At 47.2% G+C, this 18,301-nt stretch carries 17 protein-coding genes and 2 riboswitches; of the genes, 11 read left to right on the forward strand and 6 right to left on the reverse strand.

Annotated features, from left to right (window positions below; all coding sequences use genetic code 11):
* Window positions 1-68 precede the first annotated feature (68 nt).
* The 5 genes from ACQKD4_RS06225 to ACQKD4_RS06245 all read left to right on the forward strand — a co-directional run bounded on the left by ACQKD4_RS06225 (window position 69) and on the right by ACQKD4_RS06245 (window position 5,490).
* On the forward strand, window positions 69-1,601 hold the full coding sequence (locus ACQKD4_RS06225; protein ID WP_427372774.1) for an FAD-dependent oxidoreductase: 1,533 nt from the start codon (window positions 69-71) through the stop codon (window positions 1,599-1,601).
* Window positions 1,602-1,675: 74 nt separating this feature from the next.
* Window positions 1,676-3,148 (forward strand): carboxypeptidase M32, encoded by a 1,473-nt coding sequence (locus ACQKD4_RS06230; RefSeq protein ID WP_427372775.1) that lies wholly within the window; start codon window positions 1,676-1,678, stop codon window positions 3,146-3,148.
* 23 nt (window positions 3,149-3,171) lie between these two features.
* Window positions 3,172-3,852, forward strand: coding sequence for a glycerophosphodiester phosphodiesterase (locus ACQKD4_RS06235; RefSeq protein ID WP_427372776.1), 681 nt, complete (start codon window positions 3,172-3,174; stop codon window positions 3,850-3,852).
* 248 nt (window positions 3,853-4,100) lie between these two features.
* On the forward strand, window positions 4,101-4,898 hold the full coding sequence (locus ACQKD4_RS06240) for a DUF4397 domain-containing protein (RefSeq protein WP_074034410.1): 798 nt from the start codon (window positions 4,101-4,103) through the stop codon (window positions 4,896-4,898).
* 31 nt (window positions 4,899-4,929) lie between these two features.
* Entirely contained in the window at window positions 4,930-5,490 is a 561-nt protein-coding gene (locus tag ACQKD4_RS06245) for a class F sortase (RefSeq protein WP_427372777.1), read from the forward strand.
* Between the two features lie 93 nt (window positions 5,491-5,583).
* Here the strand turns inward: ACQKD4_RS06245 and ACQKD4_RS06250 are convergent, their stop codons facing one another.
* A complete protein-coding gene (locus ACQKD4_RS06250) occupies window positions 5,584-6,021 on the reverse strand; it encodes a MarR family winged helix-turn-helix transcriptional regulator (protein WP_074034413.1) in 438 nt (145 codons plus the stop codon).
* Window positions 6,022-6,109: 88 nt separating this feature from the next.
* Window positions 6,110-7,168 (reverse strand): GTP pyrophosphokinase, encoded by a 1,059-nt coding sequence (locus tag ACQKD4_RS06255; RefSeq protein ID WP_427372778.1) that lies wholly within the window; start codon window positions 7,166-7,168, stop codon window positions 6,110-6,112.
* Window positions 7,169-7,252: 84 nt separating this feature from the next.
* Here ACQKD4_RS06255 and ACQKD4_RS06260 point away from each other — a divergent pair, with 84 nt between their 5' ends.
* Window positions 7,253-7,471 carry a hypothetical protein gene (locus tag ACQKD4_RS06260; protein ID WP_427372779.1) on the forward strand — a complete coding sequence of 73 codons (219 nt, stop codon included), beginning with the start codon at window positions 7,253-7,255 and terminating at the stop codon, window positions 7,469-7,471.
* A gap of 88 nt (window positions 7,472-7,559) precedes the next feature.
* Window positions 7,560-7,880: a general stress protein gene (locus tag ACQKD4_RS06265; protein ID WP_214692491.1), complete on the forward strand. Its 321-nt coding sequence runs from the start codon at window positions 7,560-7,562 to the stop codon at window positions 7,878-7,880.
* Between the two features lie 27 nt (window positions 7,881-7,907).
* Here ACQKD4_RS06265 and ACQKD4_RS06270 read toward each other — a convergent pair whose 3' ends face one another.
* A complete protein-coding gene (locus ACQKD4_RS06270; protein WP_427372780.1) occupies window positions 7,908-8,948 on the reverse strand; it encodes an SDR family oxidoreductase in 1,041 nt (346 codons plus the stop codon).
* 189 nt (window positions 8,949-9,137) lie between these two features.
* Between ACQKD4_RS06270 and ACQKD4_RS06275 the strand changes: the two genes are divergently transcribed.
* Window positions 9,138-10,433 (forward strand): glutamine synthetase family protein, encoded by a 1,296-nt coding sequence (locus ACQKD4_RS06275; RefSeq protein ID WP_214748999.1) that lies wholly within the window; start codon window positions 9,138-9,140, stop codon window positions 10,431-10,433.
* A 42-nt stretch (window positions 10,434-10,475) separates the two neighbouring features.
* Here the strand turns inward: ACQKD4_RS06275 and ACQKD4_RS06280 are convergent, their stop codons facing one another.
* The 3 genes from ACQKD4_RS06280 to ACQKD4_RS06290 form a co-directional block, all read right to left on the reverse strand.
* Window positions 10,476-11,969: a peptide MFS transporter gene (locus tag ACQKD4_RS06280; protein ID WP_427372781.1), complete on the reverse strand. Its 1,494-nt coding sequence runs from the start codon at window positions 11,967-11,969 to the stop codon at window positions 10,476-10,478.
* A gap of 145 nt (window positions 11,970-12,114) precedes the next feature.
* Window positions 12,115-13,359, reverse strand: coding sequence for an MDR family MFS transporter (locus tag ACQKD4_RS06285; protein ID WP_427372782.1), 1,245 nt, complete (start codon window positions 13,357-13,359; stop codon window positions 12,115-12,117).
* Between the two features lie 269 nt (window positions 13,360-13,628).
* Entirely contained in the window at window positions 13,629-14,729 is a 1,101-nt protein-coding gene (locus ACQKD4_RS06290; protein ID WP_214749008.1) for an AI-2E family transporter, read from the reverse strand.
* Between the two features lie 158 nt (window positions 14,730-14,887).
* Window positions 14,888-14,987, forward strand: a riboswitch (SAM riboswitch).
* Window positions 14,988-15,065: 78 nt separating this feature from the next.
* On the opposite strand from ACQKD4_RS06290, the gene ACQKD4_RS06295 reads away from it, so the two are divergent.
* The 3 genes from ACQKD4_RS06295 (at window position 15,066) to ACQKD4_RS06305 (ending at window position 18,294) form a co-directional block, all read left to right on the forward strand.
* On the forward strand, window positions 15,066-16,241 hold the full coding sequence (locus ACQKD4_RS06295; RefSeq protein WP_427372783.1) for an aminotransferase class I/II-fold pyridoxal phosphate-dependent enzyme: 1,176 nt from the start codon (window positions 15,066-15,068) through the stop codon (window positions 16,239-16,241).
* Entirely contained in the window at window positions 16,238-17,254 is a 1,017-nt protein-coding gene (locus tag ACQKD4_RS06300; protein ID WP_427372784.1) for an iron-containing alcohol dehydrogenase, read from the forward strand. The genes ACQKD4_RS06295 and ACQKD4_RS06300 overlap by 4 nt, the downstream gene beginning before the upstream one ends.
* Before the next feature lie 41 nt (window positions 17,255-17,295).
* Window positions 17,296-17,399, forward strand: a riboswitch (SAM riboswitch).
* A gap of 73 nt (window positions 17,400-17,472) precedes the next feature.
* Window positions 17,473-18,294: a MetQ/NlpA family ABC transporter substrate-binding protein gene (locus ACQKD4_RS06305; RefSeq protein ID WP_214782904.1), complete on the forward strand. Its 822-nt coding sequence runs from the start codon at window positions 17,473-17,475 to the stop codon at window positions 18,292-18,294.
* Window positions 18,295-18,301 lie beyond the last annotated feature (7 nt).

Consider the following 18,301-nt stretch of genomic DNA (forward strand, 5'->3'; position numbering starts at 1 on the left):
ATTGATGATGAAACGATGGTGTATCGGGTATAGAGGTAAGAATGCCATTAATGAGAGGGGAATAAGCCATGCAACGTTATCCGTTCACGAACTCCATCTGGCGACAACATGACACAGGGACACTTTATCCACCGTTAACTGCTTCGGAATCTTCTGATGTCGTGGTCATCGGAGCCGGAATCGCCGGGCTAGTCTGTGCCTATGAACTCCAAAAGCGAGGAAAACAAGTAACGCTTCTAGAAGCATTAGAGATTGGACACGGCACGACAGGACACACGACGGCGAAGTGTTCTGTCCAACACGGAGCGATATATCAGAAGCTGATTCGACATTTCGATGAAACGACTGCCCGACTATACTACGAATTTAATGCAGAGGCACTCGTCTATCTCCAAAAGCAAATCGATGAAGGATTTGAATGTGACTATTCGATAGAAGACTCGTTTTTATATTCAACGGAACCGAGTGAACAACTGTCTAGAGAACTAGATGCTTATCGTCGGTTGAAACTTGACGGAGGGGAGGCGACGGAGGAAGTCAGAAACACGCTTCCCTTTTCAATCAATCAAGCGCTCGTAATACGAAAGCAAGCACAGTTCCACCCAGTTAAGTACTTACGTGAATTGGCAAATCGATTCGTCCGACTGGGTGGGAAGATTTATGAACAGACGAGGGCGTTAGATGTGAGTCAAGGCCCACGTCCGATTGTCACGACTGCTACAGGAAGAAGGGTTCAGGCCAATCAGGTCGTGATTGCGACTCATTATCCGTTCAATGACCTACGCGGCCTGTACGTGTCAAAATTTTCAGTAGAGCGCTCCTATATCGTCGCTTGTGAAACGGATACAGCTCCGCTGAAAGGGATGTATTTAAGTGTTGACCAAAACAGTCGATCGTATCGGTCATATGTAGATGATGGAAAAACGTATTTATTAATTGGCGGAGAAGGACATACAGCGGGACAGGTGACGGACACCCGAAGTCGCTATGATCGTCTGGAGAATGATGCACAACATTATTTTGGAACGAATCGGGCGTCGTATCGCTGGTCTTCTCAAGATCTCATCACGTTGGACTCGCTTCCCTATGTCGGGCAAATGCTCAAACGGGAACCAGACATCTTACTAGCTACAGGATTTCTAAAATGGGGGATGACTAATGGGATTGCAGCAGGGAATTTACTCGCGGATCAACTTACCAATCAGCCGAATCGATTTTCGGAGTTGGTGTCTCCACTTCGGAAAATCGTCAAACCAACTGATGTCGGATCATTTGTTAAAACCAATCTCGATACAGCGACACAATTCGCAAAAGGGACCGTGGAACGCGCACTCGAGCGCCGGGGTGTCGAGGACCTTCAACTAGATGAAGGCGGAATCGTGCAAGTGGACCATCAAACAAAAGGGGTGTATCGAGATTTAGACAACCATTGTCACGTAGTCAATCTGACATGCACCCATCTCGGTTGTACGGTGAAATGGAACAATGCGGAACGGACTTGGGACTGTCCCTGTCATGGGTCTCGTTTTGATGCGAAAGGAGCCGTCCTAGAAGGTCCTGCGACAAAACCACTTCCCTACAAGATGCGAGAAGATTTGTAAACTAGTATAGGCAAAGGTTGATAGCTATAATAAAGTAGAAAGAGAACAGAACAACACATAGGGGTGAATGACAGATGGAACTAACAAAAGAATGGCGTGAACATTTTAAGCAATTGCGTGCGTTCGATGAAGCAATCTCTCTCTTATATTGGGATATGCGTACTCAGATGCCGGAACAGTCGGCACCGCTTCGTGCGGAAACAATCGGATATTTGTCGACCGAGGCGTTCAAACGACAAACGAGTGAGTCGTTCGCTTCTTTATTAGGACGCATGTCTGAAGAAGGTGGATTGTCTGAAGTCGAATCGCGTTCGCTTGAAATCGCAAAAACGCAATATGAACGAAACGCAAAGATTCCTCATGATGAGTATCAAGCGTACGTGACGCTCGTATCTGAAGCGGAAACGGCTTGGGAAAAAGCAAAGAATCAAAACGATTGGGACATGTTTGCTCCATATTTGAAAAAGATCATCGGATTCCAACAAAAATTTGCGGAATATTTTGGCTATGAGAAGCATCCATACGATGCCCTGCTTTATGACTATGAGCCTGGGATGACCGTCGAATTGTTAGATCAGCTGTTCGCTTCTCTCCGAGACGAGCTGGTGCCGCTCATTCAACAGCTTCCAAAAGAGTCACTTTCACTAGATTGGTCGATGCCGGCAGACATTCAAGAAAAGATTTGTCATGACTGGATGAATGTCGTTGCATACGATTTGTCCCGTGGTCGTCTCGACGCGACGGTGCACCCGTTTGAGATCACGATCAACCGTCGCGACGTACGAATCACGACGAAATATGATGAGGCTGATTTCCGTAATGCCTTGTTCGGAACGATGCACGAGGCAGGGCACGCGACGTATGAACAACAAATCGACCCAATGCTTGACGAGCTCGGGCTAGGCGGTGGCGCATCGATGGGAATCCATGAATCACAATCGCTCTTCTTTGAAAACTTTATCGGTCGGAGTGAAGCGTTCTTGCGCCGCGTCTATCCGAAACTCCAAGAGCTCTACCCGGTATATGGTGACATCGATTTTGATACGTTCTATCGTGGAGTAAACGAGGCAAAACCTTCACTTATCCGAATCGAAGCGGATGAACTGACGTATAGCCTTCACATCATCATCCGCTATGAACTCGAGAAAGCACTCATTCAAGGAACGTTATCCGTAGACGAGCTTCCGGCCGCGTGGAATGAGAAGTATAAAGAGTATCTCGGACTCGATGTTCCAACAAACGCTAAAGGCGTACTTCAAGATGTACATTGGGCGGGTGGTTCGTTCGGATACTTCCCAAGTTATGCGCTCGGCCTCATTTATGCAGCTCAGTTGACGGAGGCGTTGAAAGTAGACCTACCTCAATTTGAGACACTGATCCAAGATGGTGAGATTGAGCCAATCAAAGACTGGTTACAGGAAAACGTTCATCAATACGGAAAGCGTCTGACACCAAATGAACTCATCCAAAAAGTGACGGGTCAAGAAATCTCGGTTCAACCTCTTGTTCGCTATTTGACGGACAAGTATCAAACTGTGTCCAAATGAGACGATTCGCGCATCGTGGTGTGATGGCATTTCAACCGGAAAATACGATGTCGGCGTTCAGACTCGCGCTGGATACGGGGGCAGATGGGATCGAAACAGATGTTCATTTGACCAAAGATGGTGAGCTCGTGCTCATTCATGATGAGACGCTGGAACGTACGACGGACGGTAGCGGGTTGGTGTCTTCATACACGCTCGACGAACTGAGAAGGTTTAACGCCGGGTTTCGATTCTCTCAACAAGAGGTCATCCCGACCCTGCAAGAACTTCTCGAACTTGTGAGGGATGAATCGATTCGATTAAATCTTGAAGTGAAGACGGATGTGCTACGATACGTTGGAATCGAATCCCGGTTGCTCGACACAATCGATTCGTCGGACATCAACCCGTCTCGTATCCTCTTCTCTTCATTCAATCACGAGACAGTTCACCGATTAAAAAAGTTGAGACCAGACATCGAGGCGGCCATCTTACTCGCGCAGCCACTATATGACACCGTTGGATATCTGGAATCGGTTGGTGCCGATTCAGTTCATCCGCATATCGATCGCATCACGGATGAAGAGATTCAATCGTTGCAACGACATGGTGTGCCCGTCAGACCCTATACGATCAAGACAGATGCACAACTCGAGCGCTGCCACGCGTTACAAGTCGACGCCATTTTCGTCAATGATATCGAATGGGCAAGTAAAACCCCTTAGTCGCCGACTGAAGGGTTTTATAATTTGATGGGAGGGAACTACAATTTATGTAAAGGTTGCGCTTTCATGCGCTAGCATATTGGAGCACATTCAGGACATAGTGTCCCCTTTACGTCATTGTCGGATTGTCTTAAGTTTAAGATGTCACCGAGCTACATAGCAATCAGATGTAGCACACCATGTAGCACTGCATCACACTTGTTGTATGCAAGTCGTAGGTTACCGTAGACAAAAGGAGGAAATTTCACATGAAGAAGTTGATGTCTTTACTGGGTACACTAGCACTGGCCTTTGCTTTCATCCTACCGGTTAGCGCCGATGGACATGAAAATGCGATGGTCCGTGTGCTACATGCTTCACCTGATGCACCGGCAGTTGACGTGTATGTGGATGGGGAAGTCGCGGTCGAGGGAGCAGAGTTCAAGGATCTCACTGACTACTTGACACTTCCTGCAGGGGATTACAACGTTGAGATCAAGCCGGCAGGTGACGCAGAAACAGTCGTCGTCGCAGCAGACCTTTCAATCGAAGCAGGCAAATTCTACACAGCTGCTGCAATCGGTCAACTTGAAAACATCGAAATCGCTGCAATGGAAGATGATGCGAACTTCGAAGACGGTAAATCAAAAGTCCGCGTCGCACACTTTGCACCAGATGCACCAGCAGTGGATGTCGCACCTAAAGGTGGAGACCCACTCTTCTCGAACCTCGAGTTCAAAGCAGTAAGTGATTATGGCACACTCGATGCTGGCACGTATGACCTTGAAGTTCGTCCAGCAGGAGCGACTGATGTCGTGAAAGCACTTGACGGTGTCGCACTCGAAGGTGGTAAGAACTATACAGCATTCGCAATCGGACTCCTTGAAGGAGAACCAGCGTTTGAAGTACTCCTTGCCGCTGACGGTGGAGAGATGGCAATGGCCCCTGAAACAGGACAAGGTGGTCTCGCTCAAACAGCATCAATGAACTGGTTGCTCGCAGCAGCAGTAGTTGGAGCAGCAGCGGCTGGATTCTACGTCTTTCGTCGTCAGAAGCAAGACGCTTAAGCTGATTTTTCTAGGTACCATCACTTTTCTAGTGACGGGCGCTCAAGCTGAAGCACCAGACAAACCATTCGTCATGCCGACGGCCGAATTCGCTGAACCACTCGTATTGACCTCTAAACAGGTCGATAGACAATCGTTTCATTCGAAAAGTTTCATCCCGAAACGACTGGTCATTCCATCCATTGATGTCGATGCCTCGATTGAAGCGGTCGGGAAAGATGAGGCTGGTCGAATGGATACTCCGTCTGAAGTGGATCAAGTCGGCTGGTATCAGTATGGTGCGAAAGCAGGGGCGACAGGAAACGTCGTCTTGTCGGGTCATCTTGATGACTTGAACGGTCCCGCCATCTTTGCGAATCTAGGTCAACTTCCCCTAGGAGAACTGGTGACGCTCCAGGCGGAAGATCAAGTCGCAACGTATGAAGTGGTCAGTGTGAAGCAATATCGCCTTGATCAAGTCCCGCTTGCATCAATCTTTGCGGCGACTCAGGCGAAACGAATTCAACTGATTACATGTGCAGGGCCATACGATGAAAATCTTGGGTATCGTGACCGGATCGTCGTCACGGCACACCTGATTGAAACAAACTGACAGCAAGGAGATGCAAACACACGTTTTGCATCTCCTTTTTCATGTCTCATAAAAAATAGACCCCAACCATTACGGCTGAGGTCTGTTCATGGCTTAAGCATCCATGCGGTCTAACAATTTTGAAAGTAAAATGAGTTCTTCATCAGAGAAATCAGTAAATACATCCATCAAGTATTCAATTTTCATGCTCTCTAACGTCTCGAACAACTCGCGACCTTCGTCTGTCGCTTGAAGTTCGACGACACGGCGGTCACGTTCGCTGCGTTCGCGAGAAATCAACCCTTTTTTCGTCAACTCATCAGCGAGTGCTGTGATCATCGAAGCTGAAAACTGAAACTCATTCGACAAAGCAGAGGCGATTTGAGGACTCTGTTGACAAAGAGAACGTAGAATGAAGAATTCATTACGAGTCAAATATTGTGAGAACATCGAACGGAGATTTTTTTTCACTCCGCGATAGTTCATCCGGATCCCACGTTCAGCATCAGCGACGAGCTGACGACGTGAAGCAGTTGGTACAGGTGTTGTCATCCTCGAAACTACCTCCTAGTGATAATATTATTCATATATACTTCAGAACATAGAAACATTCTACATTAAAAACATGTTGTCTGTAAAGTTATAAAGGCTCGTCTTTCGCACGGATTTGTTGAATGATTTCCTCATAATGTTTCAAATCTGGATAGAAACGTCTAAAGAAGAATTCAATCTGCGGATCATCACCTTCTGCCAATAGTTTGGCCAGGACAGCATAGACGACACCCATCCCTTGTCTTGGTAAAAGGGAAGAAGGGAGTAAGGTCGAACATTGAATGGCTTGCGTGAAGTAGGTCGAAAGCGTGTCGTTCAAATCTTTGAACGTTCGAATATCTGCATAATGGAACATTCGAGTCAGTTCCACGATTGCCGAAAGATCAGTTTCAAGCAACCATTCGCTTTGGAAGATGGCTTGATCCAATTTTTCAACGGTTTGGTCGTTGGCAATATAATAGTTTAAATTGTCCCGAGTAATAGCTACTTTCTCAGGAGAATCGAGGATTTGTTCAACTGTTTCTTGTTCAAATGTCCTTAGTTGTTTACGGATGTTCACAAATTCAGAGTCAGCAATCTCGAGAAGCCCAGCGACACGACTGAAACTACGCTTGATTTCAGGAGGGACAGCATTCGGGTTTTTGTAACCGAGGTCATGCTCGATTTCAGCCCAGGCATGTTGTAGAATCGAGCGGACCTGAATCTCCGCTTCTTTTTCTGCAAAGCGTCGGTACTCCCCAAGGGCAAGTCTTTTTTCGCTTAGTTCCACGACATAATGCACTGATAAGTAACCGAACTCATTTGCATCGAGTAAAGTCGATTTATCAATCGATTGTTCTCGATCAATGGTAAACTCGTCCTCTAATATTTGTGCGACTGCTCGAACATCATCATGAAAGTATGTGACGATCCGGATCCCGGCAAGGTCTTGTACGTCACGTAACGAACGGTATTGGTATGGTTTACGCGAGAGTTTGGCATAGAGACTGTCCGCTTCTTTCGCTCGGGCGACAATCGAATGAAACTGGATCCCGGCTTCCGTCAATAATTCACTGAGGAGCGCTTTCAGTTTTGTGGCAAACGCTTCATAATCTTCTTTTTCATTCAAGTATTCCAGCATGATTGTATTCAGATCTTGTTTAGGCACGTCACTCACTCCTTTTCGCTGTCCTTAGTATATCATCTCCATCACGAAACGATATGGTAGCATATATACAGAGGGGGAATGAACATGAACCATACATTTCGGTCATCTGAGAGAGAAAAGCTGGAGATCATCGCTGGTTTATTGCAACAGGCGGATTATCGGATATCGCGCATCCGAGAAGATGGGAATCAATTCGTTGTGACCGCGCGCATATTGGGGCGGGCTACCATGGAAGGGGAACGTGAGCGCATCGAAGGAATCGTGCAACATTTTGATGTGGAAGAATGGACTTTTCATGATTAAACGATGACGATTTATGTTTACCACCTCATTTTTCGGGAATAACAAAAACAGTGAAAACCATGACTGTGAACGTTTAGGAGGATGGGGCATGTTAGAGACAAGGGTAGTAAATGATATGACAACGGTAGACCATGAAGTGAACGAGATGGTCTCAGGAGGGTGTGTGAACGAACACATCTACTTATTCGCCAAAGACGAAGAATTGACGATTCGACTGGCGGCAGAAGCCGGTGTCCAACCGTACCGAATCCCTGAGAAGGGAATGTTCGAGTCGTTGCTCTCGAAATTTACGAGCAACTCGGAAGATCGCATGGAACAGATGGAAAGCCTCGGTCTTACGAAAGAGATGGTCGACTCACTCGAGCGCGAAATCAAAGATGGAAAAATCGTATTAGTCTGTGATAAATGACAATGGACCGGAAGCCCGGTCCATTTTTTAGTGTTTTGTTTGATAATAGGCATTCACGATTCGTCGCAACGACTGCTGGTCGAGGCGAAGTGGAGAGAATCCCGCATCTTTTAACAATTGTTTTGTGTTTTCATCATGGAAGGTGATGTTTCGATTCAAATATGGATTGAATACTTTCACCATGTCGTTAAATGACTGTTCGACAGCACTGAGTGTAGACGACGGCGTCTCCGTAATCGTCAAATGCGGGAAAGAGAGCGACTCCTTCATATAATCGAGCATTATCTCATTGTGCGGTGGCTTATCATTCGTAACATTGTAAATCGTGCCCGCTTTCGCATGCTCGATAGCGGCCAGAAGTACATCCGCGACATAATCGACCGGAACAAGATTCGAGGTGCCCGTCGCCGATCCGATTAAACGGATGGATTCAAAATCATGACCGCGGCGCTCCAATTTCCGTTTGAACAGCTCGAGTGCACGCATATAGCCATACATCGTGAACTTTGAATCCGCTTCTCCGGTCTTCGAGTCACCAACGATGATGGCTGGACGGAAGATGGATACGTCGAGTTCATCCCGCGATTGCCAGACAGCCTGTTCGGCATGTGCCTTACTCTCTTCATATGGATTTAAAAAGGATTGGGATACATCATATAATGTCTCGCCGCCGACTTCTTTTGCCCCGAGTGTATAGGCGGTACTTACATGGAAAAACCGAGGAACGTCAATCAACTTGGCCAATCGAAGAGCTTCTTTCGTCCCCGTTACATTTGTTTCAAACAATTCATCGCGTAACTCTTCATCAAATTTGACGAGTGCTGCCATGTGTAGGAATAAATCCATTTTTCCTTTATGTGAATCGATAAATTGTTCATTAGCACCGAGTGCGTGTGCCGTCAAATCGCCAGGCAACACATCGATTGATTTTCTTTCTTCCACCGTGAACTGAGCATTTACTTTTTCCGGTGTTCGGGCGAGCATGCAAATCCGATGCCCCCGTTCAATCAACTCTTTGGCGAGTCGACCTCCTAAAAATCCAGTTCCACCAGTCATAAAAATATACAATCGCGTTCTCCCTCTCTGTGACATTCTCCATCCATCATATCAAGTCTTACGTCATGTAGCCACTTTGCGTCTTTCAAAATTTCATGTTTAGAAAAAAACGAAGTCGGTTATGAACTATAGAGAAGCGTACGAAAGGTGCGTAACGACAGCTTGCCTGTCAAATCCATTGAAGTGAGGTTTTTAAGAATCATGGCAAATCTATTCGGAACAGACAAGGATGACGTAGCAAAAAAGCAACAAGAAATTGAGAAAACGGTACAAGAGAAAAATATTACCCAAATCCATCTTTACTTTTCAGATGTCCTCGGTGATTTGAAACTCTTGACCCTTTCGGCAAAATTGTTGCCAGAGGTTTTTGAAGGAAAAACAATGTTTGATGGCTCTTCAATCAACGGATTCTCTTCCATCAAAAACTCCGACTTATTCTTGAGACCGGATTTAGATCGTCCACGTTATGAGCAAGATGGTGATGAGAGTATTTTGGCGTTCTTCTGTGATGTTTGTACACCTGAGGGTGAGCGATATGAATACGACCCACGTAATGTGTTGAAGGATGCACTCGAGCGAGCTGCACGCGATGGCTACTCGGTTTTCGTCGGCGCAGAGCCTGAATTCTTCATCTTTGATGAAAATGGAGAGTTTTATGATGAGGCCGGTTACTTCTCGACTCGTTCAGAAGACAAAGGATATGAAGTACGTCAGCATATTGCAAACCGCTTGAGCAATGTCGGATTCAACATCGAGGCGGTCCACCATGAGGTCGCTCCGGCACAACATGAAATCGGAATCAAATATGACGATGCACTCCATACGGCAGATAACATTCAGTTCTTCAAAGAAATCGTCAAGATTGCGGCGAAAGAAAAAGGGGCATCTGTCTCGTTCTTACCGAAGCCGTTGCGTGACGTGAACGGTTCTGGGATGCATTTGAACATCTCGGTATGGAAGAACGACGAAGCGGGCAAGGCGACAAACAACGCGTTTGATGAGGCTGACGCCGATTATGGCCTCTCTCAAACTGCTCGTCATTTCATCGAAGGGATCTTAAAGCATGCCCGTGCGACGGCCATCTTCACAAACCCACTCCCTGAGTCATATGAGCGTCTCGTTCCTGGGTTTGAGGCACCGGTCAATATTTGCTGGAGTCCGTCGAACCGTAGTTCGATGATTCGAATCCCGGCTTCTCGTGGAAGTGCGACTCGAGTAGAGGTCCGAAACCCTGATCCGAGTGCAAACCCATACTTGGCACTTGCTGCCCTCATTTACGCTGGTTTAGAAGGAATCGAGCAGAAGCTCGAACCGTCTAAGCCGAACGAGGACGACTTGTTCGAGTATTCAGCGAAACAAATCGAAAGCCAAGGAATCGCATCTCTTCCTGCGACATTCCATGAATCAATTCAATCGCTGAAACAAGACAACTTCCATGATTACTTTAACCACAATATGATTGACCGCTACTTGTCACTCATTCAAGTACGCAAATAAAAAATGACGCCAGCCGATCGAATCGGCTGGCGTTTTTGATGATTAGTGGATTCCGCGCATATATACTTTGATTTTTGGTGCGAGTGCGAACAGAATCAAACTTAAGATGATGGCGACTCCGCCGATGACTCCGAAATAGAGCATCTCATTCTCTGGTGAGTAGAACTTGACGAGCTGGGCATTGATCCCTTGTGCGGCAGCGTTCGATAAGAACCAGAGTGACATCGTTTGAGCAGAGAACGCAGCGGGTGCAAGTTTAGTCGTAGCCGACAAACCGACCGGCGACAAGCTCAACTCGCCCAACACTACGATAAAGTAACTCAAGACGAGCCAGAGCGGGTTGACGAGGGCATCCGGACCGCTGAAGTAAGCAGGAAGTAGGATGACCAAGAAACTGATCCCTGCAAACAAGATCCCGAAAGCGAATTTCGTCGGGATACTCGGCTCTCGGTCACCAAGGCGAACCCACAGCCAAGCAAAGACCGGTGCGAGCAGGATGATGAAGAGCGGGTTTAACGACTGGAACCATGCTGGTGACAATGTAAATCCGAAGAATTCAAGGTCAGTCCGTGTATCGGCATAACTCGCAAGGATCGTTGCCCCTTGCTCTTGAATCGCCCAGAACATGACGGAGGCGATGAAGAGCGGGATATAGGCAATGATGCGTGAACGCTCAACCTCTGTCGTCTTCGGACTGCGATACATGATGATGAAGTAAACTGTTGGAATCGCGATTCCGAACACCCCGACGAGCGAGATGAATGTGTTAATCGTAAACCAGCCGAGTGGAATCAAAATCGCAAGTAAGATGGCGATTCCGATTGTGACAAGGCTGACGATTCGAATCGTTTTCTTTTTCTCATCAGGAGATAACGGGTTCGGTACGTACGAGCCAGCAAGGCCAAGGTTCGTTTTACGTGTCAATACGAAGACGACGAGTCCAACGAACATCCCGATGGCAGCAAGGGCGAAGCCCCAATGGAAGCCGTAGTCTTTTTGAACTTGTCCAACGATGAGCGGTGAAATGAACGCGCCCAAGTTGATACCCATGTAGAAGATACTGAATCCAGCGTCACGACGGCGATCCGTTTCACTATACATATCTCCGACAATACTTGATACGTTTGGTTTCAATAAACCCGTACCAATAACAATCAACGCCATGGAGATGAATAAGAAGACGACGCTACCTGGAATCGAAAGGACGATGTGCCCGAGCATGATGAACACACCACCGTAGAAGACCGCACGTGACGTCCCGAATACTCTGTCCGCAAGCCATCCCCCAATGACCCCTGACATATAAACGAGCGCACCATAGACGGACATGATGGACAGCGCGACATTACGGTCGAGCCCGAGTCCACCTTCAGAAACCTCATAGTACATATAGAATACGAGGATGGCCCGCATGCCATAGTACGAGAAACGTTCCCAAAACTCCGTGAAGAATAGGGTGAACAACCCTTTCGGTTGTCCGAAGAAGCCTTTTTGTGGAACACTGTCCACGATTGTCTGTTTATCGATCCTTTCCATGAAAGATCCCTCCTTAACCGTTTTATCATAAAAAGGATTATTATGATTGTAAAGTGAATTGAATGATAATTTCAAATTTTAATAAGAATGAAAAGAATGAAAAGACCACACTTTCTAAAAAACAGAGAGTGTGGTCAATGAGTGATTACGCGGATTTTTGCTTTGCTTCTGTCGCTTGAACGTGACGTCCGAGTTGCCAGTAAATAATACCTGACAGACAGCTCGCGCCGCCGATCAAAATCAGTGCGATATGCCCGGCACGATTATCGAAGAAGACGCTTGCGATAATCGGTGCCGTCACACCGCCGATCAGCCACTGGACACTCGCAGCCCCATTGTAGGCGCCGCGCATGTTCTCTGGCGCAATCAAGGCGATGAATGTCTGTTGGACAGGGGACATGATCATCTCGCCAAACGTGTAAAACGCGTAGACGGCGAGTAAAATCCCGACGAGTGGGAGATAAGGAACGTCGAGAGCGTACAATGCTCTCGGGACGATTGCAATCAAGACCATCCCAATCCCGAATACGGTAGCTCCAGCAAACATGACTTTCCCAAAAGGCTTATTCCCAAGCTTCGATGCAATCGGGAACTGGAAAAGAACGACGAGGATCCCGTTAAGTGCCAACAAGTAAGGGAATGGGTTTTGTTGATCTGTATACGTCGGGAGCGACTCTTTCAAAAAGAGCGGCAACATACTTTCGACGACCGAGAACCCCATTGATATGAATATACCCGCAAAGATAAAGATCAGAAACACGCGGTCGTTATAAAATACGCGCAACACTTCACGGTTGCTCGGGGTCTCATCTTCCGTGAACTCCGGCAACGACTCGTGAATAAATGCCCCAAGCACGAGGGCATATAATCCAAAGATGAAAGCAGCCGCAAAGAAAATGAGCTCCCTGTCGATAAACAGTACCGCACTCCCGAGAAGCGGTCCGAATGCGGCTCCGATGTTATGCCCCATTCGTAAGAGGCCGAACGCCTCGTTCATATGCTCGGGTTCCGTGACATCAGCGACCATTGCACTGGCAGCGGGGTGGAACAATGAATTGGTCAAGCCGAGCATGGCATTGAGTAAGAGCAACGGCCAAAACGAGTCGGCGAACGCAAAACCGATGAGGGCGAGCGCGTCACCAACGATGGCGATCATCATGATTGGTTTGCGTCCGTATAGATCAGCAAGCCGTCCCCCAATCATCGAGCCGAGGAGCGCCATGATTGGTCCCGTCGCCATGATGATTCCGACTTGAAGATAGCTGTCTAACTGGTCACTATAATAAAGGACTAAGAATGGGGCAATCATGAACATCATGATTCCCGTGATCGTTTCTCCTAAGAAACGTATCCAAATGTTGCGGTCGAGTTGCTTGAGTGATTGAAACATACAGGTCACCTGCTTTATTTAATTTTAGACACAAAAGGGACGTCATATGCATGAAGGCATACGACGTCCCACGTTGTTTATGCATGCCTAGTTAGGCAGGCGTCTTAGATATGAATCAATCGAAGAGGTGCCTGCCAATCAGTATGAACTTGAATGAATGGTTTCGAAGATACTACTGACATGGGAACCTCTCCTTTCTGTTAATTGTTGTTCTTCTCTTCAACTGTATGACACATTTCATCAATGTGTCAACAAATTATTGGGAGGATTTAGAGTAATTCATTTAAATTTTTTCGATTCAAACGATAATCAATCAGTCTAGACAAGACGACTTGAATCATCGCCGTGATCGGAACGCTCACAAACATGCCGACGAGACCGAATAGACTTCCTCCGATGATAATCGATGTGATGACCCAAAACGGAGTGATTCCGACGCTGTCACCCAAAATCTTCGGCCCGAGCCATAACCCGTCAAATTGCTGCAACAAGAAGATGAACAAGAGCACCAATACGGCGGTGAACGGATCATAGAAGTAAGTGATGATAAACGCTGGAATCATCCCCAGTAGCGGACCGACGTATGGGATAAAATTGAGCACCCCGACGATGACACCAAGAAGTAACGCGTATGGCGCCCCGATGATTAAGAGTCCGATGACAGCGAGAACACCGATGATCAGACAATCGAGTGATTTACCGATGATGTATCGTTTAAAAATGTAGTCCATCTCCTGAAAGATATCGATTGTCGTCTTCGCAGTGCCCACTGGTAAGAGCGCGTAGAGAAGGCGTTTGAACATGCGAGCGAAGACTTCTTTGTCTTTTAACAGATAGATGGAGATGACAATCCCAATCAAGAAGTTGATCAATGTCATCGTGAAACTAGAGACATAACTGACAGAAGAGAGGACGGCCGTCTCGACCCATCCGGAATAACGATCCTCGAAGCGTGCAAAATCAATCGCCTGGGCGATCGTCGCATTATAGTCTTTCAAGTAATTGTTTACATCACCTAAGAACGCATCGATTTGACGGATGTAGACGGGTAACTCCTCGATGAGTGATGAAAGACTCGAGTAGATCCGCGGGAACAACGTGACGACCGAGATCGCTAAAATCCCGATAAACGTGATATAGACGATGAGCAGACCTTGATATCGCTTCAAATGGAACCGTTCTTCAATATAAGAGAGTACGGTGTTGAGTAACAAAGCGATGGCAATCCCCATGATGATTGGGGTCAGTAACTGAAACGTGTACTGCAAAACACGTGAGATGGTATCCGGTTCACTGATGACCCGCCATAAGACGAGTAAAATCAGACCGATCACACTGAGTTTCCAAATAAGTTGACGATTAAGCTCCAATGCTCTATCCCCTCATACAAATATAATTTTTCTACTCTTTTACTATGAATGTTTTTTGAAAAGGATTCAATAGATGTTCACTTTGAAAAAAATGTTTGACACCGTTGGAAATGTCTGGTTAACTTAGGGACATACAAAAATTACATAGCGAATAACACTTTCTATCAAGAGAAGCGGAGGGACTGGCCCGATGAAGCTTCAGCAACAGATTGCAAAATACTGTGCTAATTCCAGCAAGGTGACCTTGAGAGATGGGAAGGTGGTTGACTACATACGTCTGTATTGAGCACCCCTTTCCTCAGAAAGGGGTGTTTTTTCGTATCAGGAGGAAGAATCATGGCAGACAGACGTTCACAATTATTAAAATCCTTACCGACGCAACACTTCGTCGGATTAGCAGAAGAGGTCGCAGCGGTAGAGGCAAGCGGGAAGAGCGTTATCCGACTCGGGCAAGGGACACCCGATTTACCGACACCCGCTCCAATCTGTGAGGCGCTCGAACGTGCCATCACGGACCCGACCACACACCAATACGGTCCATTTCGAGGACAGACCCGATTGAAAGAGGCGGTCGCATCATTTTACTCTCGTGAATATGGTGTCGAACTCGACCCGGAACGAGAAGTCGCCATCTTGATTGGTAGTAAATCAGGTTTGATCACACTCCCACAATGCCTTCTCGAACCAGGTGACGGGATTTTGCTCCCGAACCCGGGTTACCCGGATTACATCTCTGGAGCGAGGCTCGCAGGTGCGGAAATCATCGATTTGACGTTAAAAGAGGAACACGGCTTTCTTCCGGACTATTCAACACTCGACCCGTCCCACGCGAAACTCATGTATTTGAACTACCCGAGTAATCCGACTGGGGCTGTCGCGACGCCGGCATTCTTTGAAGAGACCGTCGCGTTTGCAAAGAAGCATGATGTGATGGTCGTCCACGATTTCGCTTATGGAAGCATTGGGTTCGACGGTTATGTTCCCCCGAGCTTTCTTCAGGCAGATGGTGCGAAAGAAATTGGAATTGAAGTATACACGATGTCGAAGGCGTTCAATATGTCGGGGTGGCGTGTCGCGTTCGCGGTCGGAAATGCCGATATTATTGAAGCCATCAACACGTATCAAGATCACGTCCACGTGTCTGTCTTCTCAGCCATTCAAGAGGCAGCGATTGTGGCGTTAGAATCTCCGCGCGACTTACGTGATGACCTAGCCTCACTTTACGAAACAAGACGAAACCGATTGATTAATGGGTTACGCCGGGCGGGGTGGGAGATTGAGGCACCGAAGGGTTCGTTCTTTGTATGGGCGAAAGTACCTGAGGGGGATGCAAAATCGTTCTCGACAAAGTTACTCCACGAGGCGGGTGTTGCCGTCACACCAGGCTACTTCTTCGGAACAGAGGGAGATCACCACATCCGTTTCGGTCTCGTATCGTCTGAACAGAAGATTGATGAAGCGGTAGAACGGATTGAGAGACTGTTTGCAGCCTATGAGGAGGTACATTTGTGATTCGTCAGGCCGTGCTCGAATATGACCATTCGCATGATGCGCTCGAGAACCTTCATACGTTGATTGGAAACCGGAAGGCACTCGTTTTGAAAGGATCGAACGGATACGGTGAAGCGGTTCGCGTGTTCCCTCGTCTAGCAAATCTTCCGAGTGTACAGTTCAACGGGGAATGTTCAGACGAAGAAGTAAATCGTTTGAATGCCTATCGACCAGACGTATGGATTGCCGTCGGCGGAGGTAAATTGATTGATACGGCGAAGCGGATTGCATTCGCCCAGTCAGTCCCGCTCATTGTCGTCCCGACACTCGTATCAAACTGTGCAGCCTTCACACCACTGAGCGTCATCTACAGTGAGGAAGGCTCTTACATTCGCTATGACACGTTTCCGGTCGTCATCGAGCGCGTCATCGCAGATGAACGACTGTTACGTGATTCGCCTTATGACTATTTCAAGGCTGGCGTCATCGACACGGTCTCAAAGTGGTTCGAGGCTCGTTATATTAGCGGGACGACTTCGAAGGATGCAGGGATTCAGTCAGGGTTATCACTTGCTGCGCAGTGCGGTAAATTGATGGACTTGTCGATTCATGAACAAGACTTTCGTCGTTATGGAACGGACGTCCGATATATCGTCGACCATGTCCTCGCAATCGGTGGTGCGGTCGGTGGGTTCGGGGATGCCGGCACACGTGTTGCCGTTGCGCACGCCGTTCATAATGCACTCAGTCGCTTTGATTCGACTCATCATTGGTTACATGGGGACAAGGTCGGGTTCGGATTGATTGTTCAAGAACGGTTGATTCGGTCCGATGACACCTTCCTGCTCGAGGACTGGCTTCAATCCATCGATGCGCCGACTTCGCTAACACAACTTGGGATTCATCCTGATCAAGTCGATGAATTGGTCACTTCGATTGTTGAAGAAATTACGATTCAAGGGATTCGGAATCTTGAAGATTCAGAGCAGTTAAAAGAAATTCTCATCAATCTACAAGAAGTTGTTTACAAATAATGCTTTTATCAGTAATATAATAACAAAATAATAAAACCGTTTGCTTATCAAGAGTGGTGGAGGGACTGGCCCGATGAAACCCGGCAACCAGATCAGTATGATCATGGTGCTAATTCCAACAGACGAGACGTCTGGGAGATGAGCGTGTCCGACTTTCACTTGTCGTGCCCGCCGCTCTTCGTGAGTAGCGGGCTTTTCATTTGGAGGAGGAACTATTCATGAACATCAAACAAAAAACACTTTTGGCAGGCACGTCATTCCTTGCAGCAATCGCACTTTCTGCGTGTGGACAATCCGAGGCGAGCGAGACGCTCAGCACGGAAGAACTGACGATCGGCGTGACTGGTGGCCCACACGAGCAAATTGCGGAGAAAGTACAAGAACTCGCGAAAGAGGACGGTCTTGAGATCGATATCAAAGTATTCAATGATTACAACACACCGAACACGGCACTCGACGAGGGAAGCCTTGATGTAAACAGTTACCAGACGTTATCGTTCCTCGAACTTCAAAAGTCAGACAAAGGGTATAAAATTGACGACGTATTCAAAACGGTCGCATTCCCGATGGGTCTTTATTCTGAGAAGTTGACAGATATCAAGGATTTAAAGGAAGGGGATAAAGTAGCCGTCCCGAACGATCCGGCAAACGAACTTCGTGCCTTGCGACTATATGAAACAGCAGGTCTGATCACACTAAAAGAAGGTCTGACGGATAAAGCGACTAAACGAGATATCGCGGAAAACCCGCTCAATCTCGAATTCATCGAACTCGAAGCGTCACAGCTCCCGACACAACTTCCGGAAGTGGCACTAGCAGCGATTAACACGAACTTCGCGATGGGTGCAGGTCTCTCCATCAACGAGGATGCCCTGTTCCATGAGGACACGGTCGACAACCCATATCCGAACTATGTGGTCGTCCGCTCGGCCAACAAAGAAGATGAGGTCGTTGAGACATTGAAGTCTTACTACCATTCGGATGAAGTACGTGCTTTCATCGAAGAGGAATTCAATGGATCTGTCGTACCAGCGTTCTGAGGAGGGA

Source organism: Exiguobacterium sp. NPDC077395, assembly GCF_050269125.1.
Classification (GTDB): domain Bacteria; phylum Bacillota; class Bacilli; order Exiguobacteriales; family Exiguobacteriaceae; genus Exiguobacterium; species Exiguobacterium aestuarii_A.

Excerpts from the sequence above, each read along its gene's own strand:
- ACQKD4_RS06295 (WP_427372783.1), top strand. The coding sequence starts at position 15,066 with ATGGCAGACAGACGTTCACAATTATTAAAATCCTTACCGACGCAACAC.
- ACQKD4_RS06285 (WP_427372782.1), bottom strand. The coding sequence starts at position 13,359 with ATGTTTCAATCACTCAAGCAACTCGACCGCAACATTTGGATACGTTTC.
- ACQKD4_RS06250 (WP_074034413.1), bottom strand. The coding sequence starts at position 6,021 with ATGACAACACCTGTACCAACTGCTTCACGTCGTCAGCTCGTCGCTGAT.
- ACQKD4_RS06225 (WP_427372774.1), top strand. The coding sequence starts at position 69 with ATGCAACGTTATCCGTTCACGAACTCCATCTGGCGACAACATGACACA.
- ACQKD4_RS06305 (WP_214782904.1), top strand. The coding sequence starts at position 17,473 with ATGAACATCAAACAAAAAACACTTTTGGCAGGCACGTCATTCCTTGCA.
- ACQKD4_RS06280 (WP_427372781.1), bottom strand. The coding sequence starts at position 11,969 with ATGGAAAGGATCGATAAACAGACAATCGTGGACAGTGTTCCACAAAAA.
- ACQKD4_RS06260 (WP_427372779.1), top strand. The coding sequence starts at position 7,253 with ATGAACCATACATTTCGGTCATCTGAGAGAGAAAAGCTGGAGATCATC.
- ACQKD4_RS06265 (WP_214692491.1), top strand. The coding sequence starts at position 7,560 with ATGTTAGAGACAAGGGTAGTAAATGATATGACAACGGTAGACCATGAA.
- ACQKD4_RS06240 (WP_074034410.1), top strand. The coding sequence starts at position 4,101 with ATGAAGAAGTTGATGTCTTTACTGGGTACACTAGCACTGGCCTTTGCT.
- ACQKD4_RS06230 (WP_427372775.1), top strand. The coding sequence starts at position 1,676 with ATGGAACTAACAAAAGAATGGCGTGAACATTTTAAGCAATTGCGTGCG.
- ACQKD4_RS06235 (WP_427372776.1), top strand. The coding sequence starts at position 3,172 with ATGGCATTTCAACCGGAAAATACGATGTCGGCGTTCAGACTCGCGCTG.
- ACQKD4_RS06275 (WP_214748999.1), top strand. The coding sequence starts at position 9,138 with ATGGCAAATCTATTCGGAACAGACAAGGATGACGTAGCAAAAAAGCAA.